Consider the following 10,313-nt stretch of genomic DNA (forward strand, 5'->3'; position numbering starts at 1 on the left):
GTAACCTCGAAGTAGTAACGCGTTCCGGGCGCTATGCACCACTCTCTCATACACGTTCGAATTCCATCCTATATGTTTTAATAGTTTCGTGTATATTCGTACGATGTTCCGTTATTATCTTTAGAATAGAACGTCAGTCAACGACACCACCAACCTTTAAATATTTGGAGGCGCGTGTCAACCTTGTACACGATGAACAAGGAGTCTCCGGTCGAACGTTCAGGGGCAAAGACGGGTACGCAAAAGCGGCGGACGATACTCAAAACGCTCGGGAGCGGTGCTGCAGTCGGTCTCACTGGCCTCGCCGGTTGTACTGGCGGCGGGGGTGGTGACGGCGAGAGTGAGAGCACCGGTACGACCACGGGTTCGGCGTCGTCGACGGCGGCTTCGGACGAGATGGCGGACTCGCTCGTCGTACAGGTTCCCGGTGGGAGTTACATCGACGCCTACCAGTCGCAGGTGTTCGATAAATTCGAATCCGAATACGGGGTCACGATCGAAACGAGTCTCGTCAGCAACCAGTTCGACGCCTACTCGAAGATCAAGGCCGGTCAGTCGGACACCGACCTCACGATCACGTCCGCCTCGACGCTCTACAACGGGGCGAGCGAAGACGTCTGGGCGGAGATCGAATCGGACAGCATCTCGAACTACGGCAACTTGTTGAACACGTTCCAGAATCCGGTCTACGACCCCGGAGAGATGCTGCACGCCGTCCCCGCGACGTACGGCACGGTCGGAATGGCGTACAACAAAGACGAACTCGGTGAGCTCGATTCGTGGGCCGCCGCCTGGGAGACCGCGAACAAAGGCCGCGTAACGATGGAAGGCTTCGGATTCGTTCGGGTCTTCACGACCGCCCTGTATCTCGGGATGGACCCGAACAACATCCAGGTGGACGGCTCCTACGAGGACGGCATCCAGAAGATCTGGGACTCGGTTCGAGAACAGAAAGACCTCGTCGTCAAGTACTGGACGAGCGGCGACGAACTCGTCCGACTCTTCAGCCAGGAGACGGCCTCTGTCGGAGAGGCGTGGGGCGGGCGTATCTACAGCGCAGTCAACGACGGGTACGACCATCTCGACTACGTCGTGCCGAAAGAGGGCGCCTACGGGTGGTCGGACAACTGGGTGATGGTCCAGGGTCTCAGCGAGCAGAAACGCAACGCCGCGCTCGCGTTCCTCGACTTCGTGCTCGAAGACGACGTCATCACGGGCCTCGCAGAGAACATCGGATACCCGCCGGCGACCGGGGCCACCTCGGACAAGATCGAAGGCCTCTACGACTACGATCCCTCCGGTGGTGAGCGCCTGACGTTCCTGAATCCGAGCTACAAAAACGAACACAACGACCAGTGGTCTAAGACCTGGGAAGAGATCCAGAAAAGCTAGCGCTAGCAAGTGTCTTACGCCAGTACGTCACGTACACAACACCCAGAATTACCATCCATATGTCATTCTTAGAGATAGATAATTTACGAAAGGAGTTTGGTGGCTTGACCGCCGTCGACGGAATTTCGCTCACGGTCGAGGAGGGCGAGTTCATCACCGTTGTCGGCCCGTCCGGGTGCGGAAAGTCGACGACGCTTCTCAACGTCGCCGGGCTCCAGACGCCCACCGCAGGTACGATCCGCCTGCGTGGGCAAGACCTGACAGATCTGCCTGCCTACGAGCGCGACATCGGCGTCGTGTTTCAGGACTACGCGCTATTCCCACACAAGACGGTTGGGGAGAACATCGGCTTCGGATTGAAGATGCGAGGCGTCGACTCGGACCAACGGAAACGCCGAGTCGAGGAGATGCTCGAAATCATCTCGCTTGAGGGGTACGCCGAGATGTACCCCCACGAGTGTTCGGGTGGCGAGCAACAGCGGGTCGCGGTCGCCCGCGCACTCGCGTTCGATCCCGACCTCGTGTTGATGGACGAACCGCTGTCGAATCTGGACAAAGAGCTGCGGCACTCGATGCGGAACGAACTGAAACGCATCCAGCGCGAGACGGGCGTCACGACGATTTACGTGACGCACAATCAGACCGAGGCGCTCTCGATGGGCGACCGGCTGGCGGTTCTAAATGATGGCCAAGTCGAGCAGTTCGGCGATCCGAAGAACGCGTATCAGAACCCCGAAACGCCCTTCGTAGCCGGGTTCCTCGGTCAGTCCTCACGGCTCGATGGTGTCTACAGCGACGGTTCGACGCCACAGATCGAAACCACCAGTGGGGTGACGTTCGACGTGACTCCACAAGAACACATCGACGACGGCGACGACGTCGCGCTGTTCCTCCGGAACGAACTCGTCGGGTTCGCCACGGGCGACGCCGACCCGACGAACACCTTCGAAGGAGTCGTCGACGAAGTCGATTACCAGGGTCGCGACGTCGTATACCTCGTCGATGTGCCGGAACTCGACTCGGTCGTCGAGGTCAGCGGCAAGCGCAAGCACGGCGGCACCGACGTACTCGAAAAAGGGGCGTCGGTGTCTATTTCGATCGCGCCGGAGGACGTCATCTTCACGCCACTGGAAGGGCAGGTACGTACCGCGGAGGCCGCCCCCGTATGAGCGCGGAACCGCCGGTCGGGCATCGGGAGACGCGCCAGTACGAACGCGACGAGTACTTCCGGATCCTGGAGTCTGTCGCGCGTGAGAACATCGAGAAGGTACAGGGGATGATGGCCGAGGAAGGGGTGGACGCGCTCGTCCTCAACCGCACGGACAACACGCGGTACCTCGTTGGCATCGGCCCGTACGACAGTTTCTCGTTGTCGGCCGAACACGGTGCCGTCATTCCCCGCGACGGCGAGCCGACGTTCCTCGCTGCGCCGCGACTCGCCGAAGACCTGGCCGACCGCCACTGGCTGGCGGACGTCCGTTCGTTCTCGACCGGGACGGAAGACGCCGTAGACGCGTTCGCCTCTGTGCTCGACGACCACGGTGCCGCCGACGGGACCGTCGGGCTGGACCCGCATATGGAGTTCCAGTTCGCACGACAGTTCGGCGACGCACTCCCGCGGGCCGACGTCATCGACGCCGGCGATCTGCTCTACCGCGCGCGGGCGGTAAAGAGCCCGAAAGAGATCGCGCTCATCGACGAAGGGCTCGAGATCGCCGAGATCGGGATCGAAGCCGGGATCGAGGCCGTCGACGTCGGTGTGCGGGAATGTGACGTGTCGGGGACGATTATGAAGGCGATGCTCGACGCCGGTGCGGCGGGTGCGTACGCGCTGCCGGCCATCGTTTCCTCGGGCGTGCGCTGGTCGCGCTGTCAGGAGTTCCCGTCGCAGAAACGCATCCGGCGGAACGAGTTCGTCCAACTCGACGAGGGGCCGATGTACAAGGGGTACTACAGCGAACTCGCGCGGATGCTGTTCCTCGGCACTCCCTCGGACGCACAGCGCGATATGTACCAGGCGACGTTCCAGGCCCATCAAGCGGCGATCGACGCCATCGAGCCCGGCGTCTCCGGACAGGAGGTCTACGAGGCATCCCGGGAGATCTTCGCAGAGTACGGCTACGAGGACTCGTTCACGATGGGGTACATCGGACACGGCATCGGGACCGTCGCCCACGAACCGCCCTACATTGGCCCGACAGCGAACCCGACGCTCGAAGAGAATATGATCGTAATGATCGAACCGGGGCTGTTCAACAGAGGAGTCGCGGGAGTCCGCTTCGAGGATATGGTGTTAGTCACCGATTCCGGTTCGAAGGTGCTGTCACGGACGGCCCACCCGCACCACGACAAGTTCGTCTGATATGATGCAGAGACAATCTACGAAGGAGGCCGAAGATGGCCAGTGAGTCGGTTCCCGAATCGGCGTCGAAGAGTTACACCGCTGGACTCAAAGAACAGTTGATGGAGAACCGGCGCGTCCGGTTCCTCGTCTCTCCGGGTTCCGGGCTCTTCTGGATCCTGCTGTTCCTGGTCGCGCCGCTGACGATTATCGTCGCGTTCAGTTTCTTCAAACCCGGTGAGGCCGGCAGCATCGTCTACGAACTCACGCTCGCGAACTACCGTGAGTTCGTGAGTTCGTCGGTGTACCACACCGTCATTTGGGACTCGATCAAGATCGGTATCATCACGACCCTGATCGTGCTCCCACTGGGGTACACGCTCGGCTACTTCCTCGGTCGGACCGAGAGCCGTTGGACGCCGGTACTGCTCGGCCTCGTCGTCGTGCAGTTCTGGGTCCCGCTCATCATCCGTACGTACGCCTGGATTACGGTACTCGGTCGCAACGGCGTGGTCAACAAGTTCCTGACGGCGATCGGTGTCATTGGCGAACCGGTACAGCTACTTTACACGACGAACGGGATGATCCTCGGATTAGTCGTGAGTATTCTGCCATTTATGGTGCTTCCCGTATACTCGGCTGTCTCGACGATCGAAGAGGACGTGATTCAAGCGGCCAAAACGCTCGGAGCGAGCGACGCCAGAGCGTTCTTCGAGGTGACGCTCCCGCTGTCGTGGCCGGGCGTCGTCTCGGGAATCTTGTTCACGTTCATCCTCTCTGCGGGATCGTTCGTCGCGCCCGCGTTGCTCGGTGGCCCTGAAGACCGCCTCATCGCACCCGTGATCGCGACCATCTTCACGAACGACTTCAACTGGCCGTTTGCGGCCGCGCTCTCGTTAGTCTACATCCTCTTTCTCGCCGTCCTGCTGTATCTCTTCACGCGGAAAGCGGACCTCGAAGAAGCACTGGAGGGAACCCAGATATGAGTGGCTCAAGTCGCTGGAACTGGCCGGCAGTGAAGGGCGCGTCGTTGCTCATCTATCTGAGTATGCTCCTGCCGCTGGCGGTCGTCGTCATCAACTCGTTCAACGCCGCACGCATCCCGAGTTTCCCACCCTCGGAGTACAGCCTGCGATGGTACGGGGCGTTCCTGCAGGACGACACCTTCATGGCGGCGATCTGGAACAGTCTCAAGGTCGGGGTCGCCGCCGCACTGCTCTCAGGAGCGATCGGCACCGCGACTGCGATGGGGTTCGTTCGGAAGCAGTTCCCGTTCAAGAAGTCGCTCGCGATCGCGATGCTCACGCCGATGCTCGTACCCCCGGTCATCATCGGCGTCTCGTCGACGATCCTCTTCGTGCAGATCGGCTGGGACCGCTCGATCCTTTGGCTCGTCGTGATGCACACGCTCGTCGCGCTCCCCTATGCGTTCCTCGTCATCCGGAGCCGACTCTACCTGTTCGACGAGTCGCTGGAGGACGCGGCGATGACGCTGGGCGCGGACCGGCTCACGACGTTCCGGGAGGTCACCTTCCCGATCGTCGCCCCCTCGATCCTGACCGCGATGGTCCTCTCGTTCGTCATCTCGTTCGGGGAGTTCACCGCCTCCCAGTTCTGGGTCGATCGGACCACGACGACGGTACCCGTCGTGATTTACTCGATGGTTCGGACGCTCATCACGCCGAAGGTCAACGTCCTGGCGACGCTCGTGCTCGTGGTGACGACGGCGATTCCCATCCTGGGGATCGTCGTCCAGCGGTTCGTGCTCTCGAACGGGCAGTCGCAGTAGCGGCCGTCATTCGAACACATTTTTTCGTATCAGACCCGCGCTGAGAGCGGACCCTCGATCAGAACCCGGGCGGGGCCTGTGTACTTATCATGTAGCAGCGTGTCGTAACGAATATGCTCCGCAGTCTATGGGACGTGTTCCTCGCACTCGTCGGGGACACTGACGAGGAGCGCGAAACCGACAGCGACAGTCGGTTCGTCCCGTCGCCACTGGATCTGTCCGTTCGCGTCGGACACGGAGGACGAGACGACGAAGTGGTGCGCGAACTCTCGAAGGTTAGCGAGCGCGCACGCGAGTTGGAAGAGCGTCGACGTGATCAGTGAGAACGCTGCGTCGACGCGGGCGACGAGGACCGACGGCGTGAAACGGCCTCCAGTACCCGCTAGTCGACGGTGAACTCGATAGCCATCCCCTGACCGTGCCCGACACATTCGGTCGCGAGGCCACGGGATGCACCCCGGCGACGCATTTCGTGAATGAGCGTCACCGGGAGGCGCGCTCCGGTAGCCCCGAGCGGATGTCCGAGGGCGATCGCGCCGCCGTTGACGTTGAATATCTCCTCGTCGATCCCGAGTTCGCGCCGACAGTGGATCGTCTGGGAGGCGAACGCCTCGTTGAGTTCGACGAGATCGTACGCCGAGACGGAGCGTCCGGTCCGTTCGGTGAGTTTTCGGACCGCGTAGATCGGCCCGACGCCCATAATCGTCGGATCGACGCCGGCGACCGAGTGGTCGCCCACTTCGGCCAGCACGTCGAGGCCGTGTTCCGCAGCGAAGCCACGGCTCGTTAGCAACATCGCGGCCGCGCCGTCGCTGATCTGAGAGGCGTTCCCCGGCGTAACGGTTCCGTCGTCTTTGAACACAGTTGGGAGTTCGGAGAGCGCGTCCAGAGACGTGTCCGGCCGGATACATTCGTCGGTCGTCACGACGCCGTCGTCGGTCTCGACGGGAACGATCTCGTCCTCGAAGCGCCCGGTTTCGGTGGCTTCGGCGGCCCGCTCGTGGCTGCGGAGAGCGTACCTGTCCTGGGCGTCACGAGACACGTCGAACCGCTCTGCGACTTTTTCCGCGGTCGTCCCCATCGTGAGCGCATCGAGGTCGTATCGGTCGGCTAATCCTGGATGGACGTTGTCGACGTTGCCCTCGATGCCGACCTGGCTCATGTTCTCGACGCCGCCGACGAGGAGACAGCGGCGCTGCCCGTTCGCGATGGCGTCGGCCGCTCTGGCGACGGCGGCCGCGGAGGACGCACACCAGCGGTTGATCGTCGCTCCGGGGACGGATTCCAACCCGGCGAGAAGCGTGATAACGCGTGCCAAGTTGTTTCCCTGTACGTCGCGCTGCTGAGCGACGCCCCACAAGAGGTCGTCGACGTGGGCTTCTCCGAGCCCCGTCCGTTGGAGAATCGTCTCGACGAGGGGAAGCGAGAGGTCCTCACTACGCGTCTCCGCGAATGCCCCGTCTCGGCGGCCTTGCGGCGTTCGAACGGCTTCGACGACGACGGGTGTCGTGTCTTCCATAACGGGTTGGCTGTTGTTCGATCAGAGTATTATATTTTGGATTCTATTTTATTTTGAATCTCGTTCGATGAACCTGTTCGAGAGTGCGCGGATGGTCACGCCCGGCCGTGACACCGAAATACGCGTTGGCAGTTGTTTTGTTTTCCGGGATATTTCTGAACTTGGTTCGATTATAGTTATTTTAGTCAGATTTATATTAATAGAATAAGTCAGAGTGAACTGGAATCCAATTAGATATGGGGAGATTGGAGTCAGTTAATCCCGCGACGGGCGAACAGGTAAATTCGTACGAATATGCGGACGAAGACGAGGTCGAAGCGGTCTTAGACCGTGCCTCCGACGCGTTCGATTTGTGGTCGAACGAACCACTGCGGAAGCGCGAACGATTGCTCGCGGACGTCGCTGAGGTGCTGCGAGAGCGAAAGCGAACGTACGCCGAGCAGATGACCGTCGAGATGGGAAAACCCTTCTCGCAGGCCATCGCGGAGGTCGAAAAGTGCGCCTGGGTCTGTGACCACTACGCTGAATACGCGGGGACATATCTGGCGGACGAACACTTCCCGAGTCCCCCCGGAACGACGGCGAAGACGTCGTACGAACCCCTCGGGACGGTCCTCGCAGTTATGCCCTGGAACTACCCGTTTTGGCAGGTGTTCCGCTACGCGGCACCGTACATCACGGCCGGAAACGTCGGCGTGCTCAAGCACGCGTCGTCGGTCCCGGGGTGTGCCCTCGCGATCCAGGACGCCTTCGAGCGAGCGGGGTATCCGGAAGGCGTCTTCCAGTCCGTGTTGGCACCCAGCGACCTCGTCGACGAGATGATCAGCGACGACAGAGTGAAGGCGGCGACGCTGACGGGCAGTGGACCCGCAGGCCGCGCGGTTGCGTCGACCGCGGGAGAACACCTCAAGAAGACCGTGCTCGAACTCGGCGGCAGCGACCCGTTTATCGTCCTCGACGACGCCGACGTCTCGCGTGCGGCGGAGCGCGGCGCGTGGGCGCGAAACCAGAACGGCGGGCAATCGTGCATCGCGGCCAAGCGATTCGTCGTCCACGACGCCGTGTACGACGAGTTCACGACCGAGCTCGTAGACGCGATAGACGAGCTAACGGTCGGTGATCCGATGGACGAACAGACGGACATCGGTCCGCAATCGGCACCGCACTTCCTCGAGGAACTACACGAACAGGTCACCGCGAGCGTCGAGGCCGGTGCGGAAGTTCTCGTCGGGGGTGAACCGCTCGATCGCGACGGCGCATACTATCCACCGACCGTCCTCACCGACGTGCCTCGCGGCTGTCCCGCCAGCACCGAGGAGCTGTTCGGTCCGGTCGCCACGGTAGAGCGCGTCCAGAGCGAGGACGAAGCCGTCGCGGTCGCCAACCGGACGCGATTCGGACTCGGTGCCAGCGTGTGGACGGCCGACCGCGACCGGGGTACGGCGCTTGCCAGCGAGATCGAGGCCGGTTGCGTGTACGTAAACCAACTCGTGAAATCCGATCCACGGGTGCCGTTCGGCGGCATCGAGGACTCGGGATACGGTCGCGAGCTATCGGAGATCGGAATGCAGGAGTTCGTCAACCGAAAGACGGTCTGGGTCGAATGAAGCGTCCCGAGAGATAGTAGCGTTTGCAACCGATCGCACGACTGTACCGGACGGGTGCGTGAAGACGGACAAACGCTGCTAGACTTCCCTTCGTAGAGTTCACAGAAAAAGATCAAGGCGGATGCCCCGAGGCTTGACCTCGGGGAGGAAGCCGACAACCGAGGACACAAACCACGCTACAAAGGCAGGCCGACTCCCAACTACTAAATAACCACAGCCAAATATGTGAAACACAGTGGAATACCGTCGAACCGCCGTCATCAAACTCGACACTCCTGAAGGAGCCGACCTGCTCCTCCGCGAGACTGTCGAGCAGTTCAAACACTGCGCCAACACCGCAAGCGAGTGGTGCTGGCACGGGCGTCGCCAGATTCCAGAGGAATCTGGCTGCCAACCAGAAACATCTCGCGTTTCTGGTGACGACGACGGATACCACGTCACATCCAAAGCCAAAGCCGAACGCGCTCTGTACGACCAACTCCGCGACGAAACCGACCTCACCGCCAACCTCGTCCAGAAAGGCATTCGTCGGGCTGTTGAAGCAGTCAAAAGTGGAGTCGAACGCCTCAAGCGTGGAGAGAACACATCGCGACCCCACTTCTCAGCGGACAGCGCGGTGTACGACAAGCGGAGTGCGACGTTCCACCGCGACCACGTTTCCCTTTCGACCGTAGACGGCAGAATCGAGTGCGACTACATCCTCCCCGACAACTCGGAGAACCCCCCGACGAAGTACGTCTCCGACGAGGACTTTGAGTTCAGGATGGCGCACTTGCAGCACCGCGACGGAGACTGGTACTTGCACGCCTCGATGCGGAAGGTCGAAGCAGATGACGAACCTGAATCCGACTCCAAGCACAGAACAGTCCTTGGTGTGGATTTGGGCGTCAACAATATCGCCGTCGCTTCGACGGGGCGATTCTGGTCGGCAGACGAGTTCAACCACTGGCGTCGGGAGTACGAGAGACGTCGTGGGTCGCTTCAACAGTGTGGCTCTCGCCACGCTCACGAGGACATCGAATCAGTGGGTCGCAAAGAGACGGGGCGTTTCGAGATATTCCTACACTCGGTGGCAAACGAACTCATCGAGGAGGCCGTCGAACACGACTGCTCACACATCGTGTTCGAGGACTTGACCCATATTCGGGAGAACATCTTGAAGGCGACGTGGCAACACGTCTGGGCCTTTCGACGCCTCTACGAGTACGTTGAGTACAAGGCCGAGGAGTACGGCGTGGAGGTCGTGCAGGTTGACCCTCGGAACACTTCCAAGCGGTGTTCGACGTGTGGGTTTACCCACAGCGACAATCGGTCTGGTGAAGCGTTCTGTTGTCAGAAGTGCGGGTACGAGAACCACGCTGACTACAACGCTTCGAAGAACATCGGTTTGCAGTATCTCCGTCGTCGGCAAAACGCAAACGACGGAGGCGCACCCGTAGATGTGCGCTTGAATCGCGGGACGCTGAACGTGAACGGCGAATATTCACCTACTGCTCTCAGCAGTTAGAACGGGAGTCCACGCGAAAGCCTCGGGGCTTTAGTGGTTAGGGGAAGTTATGGAGGTAGCGTCTGATATGAGAGTATGTCTGAAGATCGCCGCAAAGAGATCGTCCGTCACCTCAGTGAGGACGATCTCAACCGGCTCCTAGCGGAGTCTACTGATGA

Annotated in this window: 9 protein-coding genes; 8 read left to right on the forward strand and 1 reads right to left on the reverse strand. The window is 60.8% G+C overall.

What is annotated here, in order from left to right; all coding sequences use genetic code 11:
• Positions 1–192: 192 nt before the first annotated feature.
• The 6 genes from D3D02_RS09670 (at position 193) to D3D02_RS09695 (ending at position 5,845) form a co-directional block, all read left to right on the forward strand.
• Positions 193–1,392: a PotD/PotF family extracellular solute-binding protein gene (locus D3D02_RS09670; protein WP_121569771.1), complete on the forward strand. Its 1,200-nt coding sequence runs from the start codon at positions 193–195 to the stop codon at positions 1,390–1,392.
• A 104-nt stretch (positions 1,393–1,496) separates the two neighbouring features.
• The gene (locus tag D3D02_RS09675; protein ID WP_158599349.1) at positions 1,497–2,561 is read left to right on the forward strand and encodes an ABC transporter ATP-binding protein; all 1,065 of its coding nucleotides are present in this window, start codon (positions 1,497–1,499) and stop codon (positions 2,559–2,561) included.
• Complete coding sequence (locus D3D02_RS09680; RefSeq protein ID WP_121569773.1) at positions 2,558–3,754, forward strand: Xaa-Pro peptidase family protein; 1,197 nt, start codon at positions 2,558–2,560, stop codon at positions 3,752–3,754. Before D3D02_RS09675 ends, D3D02_RS09680 begins: the two co-directional genes overlap by 4 nt.
• A 35-nt stretch (positions 3,755–3,789) precedes the next feature.
• Positions 3,790–4,719 carry an ABC transporter permease gene (locus D3D02_RS09685; protein WP_121569774.1) on the forward strand — a complete coding sequence of 310 codons (930 nt, stop codon included), beginning with the start codon at positions 3,790–3,792 and terminating at the stop codon, positions 4,717–4,719.
• On the forward strand, positions 4,716–5,522 hold the full coding sequence (locus D3D02_RS09690; RefSeq protein ID WP_121569775.1) for an ABC transporter permease: 807 nt from the start codon (positions 4,716–4,718) through the stop codon (positions 5,520–5,522). The genes D3D02_RS09685 and D3D02_RS09690 overlap by 4 nt, the downstream gene beginning before the upstream one ends.
• 113 nt (positions 5,523–5,635) lie before the next feature.
• Positions 5,636–5,845 (forward strand): hypothetical protein, encoded by a 210-nt coding sequence (locus D3D02_RS09695; RefSeq protein ID WP_147435600.1) that lies wholly within the window; start codon positions 5,636–5,638, stop codon positions 5,843–5,845.
• A 59-nt stretch (positions 5,846–5,904) separates the two neighbouring features.
• Here D3D02_RS09695 and D3D02_RS09700 read toward each other — a convergent pair whose 3' ends face one another.
• Complete coding sequence (locus tag D3D02_RS09700) at positions 5,905–7,041, reverse strand: thiolase family protein (protein ID WP_121569777.1); 1,137 nt, start codon at positions 7,039–7,041, stop codon at positions 5,905–5,907.
• A 245-nt stretch (positions 7,042–7,286) separates the two neighbouring features.
• On the opposite strand from D3D02_RS09700, the gene D3D02_RS09705 reads away from it, so the two are divergent.
• Both D3D02_RS09705 and D3D02_RS09710 read left to right on the forward strand, forming a co-directional pair.
• Positions 7,287–8,648, forward strand: coding sequence for an NAD-dependent succinate-semialdehyde dehydrogenase (locus D3D02_RS09705; protein WP_121569794.1), 1,362 nt, complete (start codon positions 7,287–7,289; stop codon positions 8,646–8,648).
• Positions 8,649–8,883: 235 nt separating this feature from the next.
• The gene (locus D3D02_RS09710; RefSeq protein WP_121569778.1) at positions 8,884–10,155 is read left to right on the forward strand and encodes an RNA-guided endonuclease TnpB family protein; all 1,272 of its coding nucleotides are present in this window, start codon (positions 8,884–8,886) and stop codon (positions 10,153–10,155) included.
• Positions 10,156–10,313 lie beyond the last annotated feature (158 nt).

Origin of the sequence: Halobellus sp. Atlit-38R, assembly GCF_003665925.1 — an archaeon.
Classification (GTDB): Archaea; Halobacteriota; Halobacteria; order Halobacteriales; family Haloferacaceae; genus Haloquadratum; species Haloquadratum inordinatus.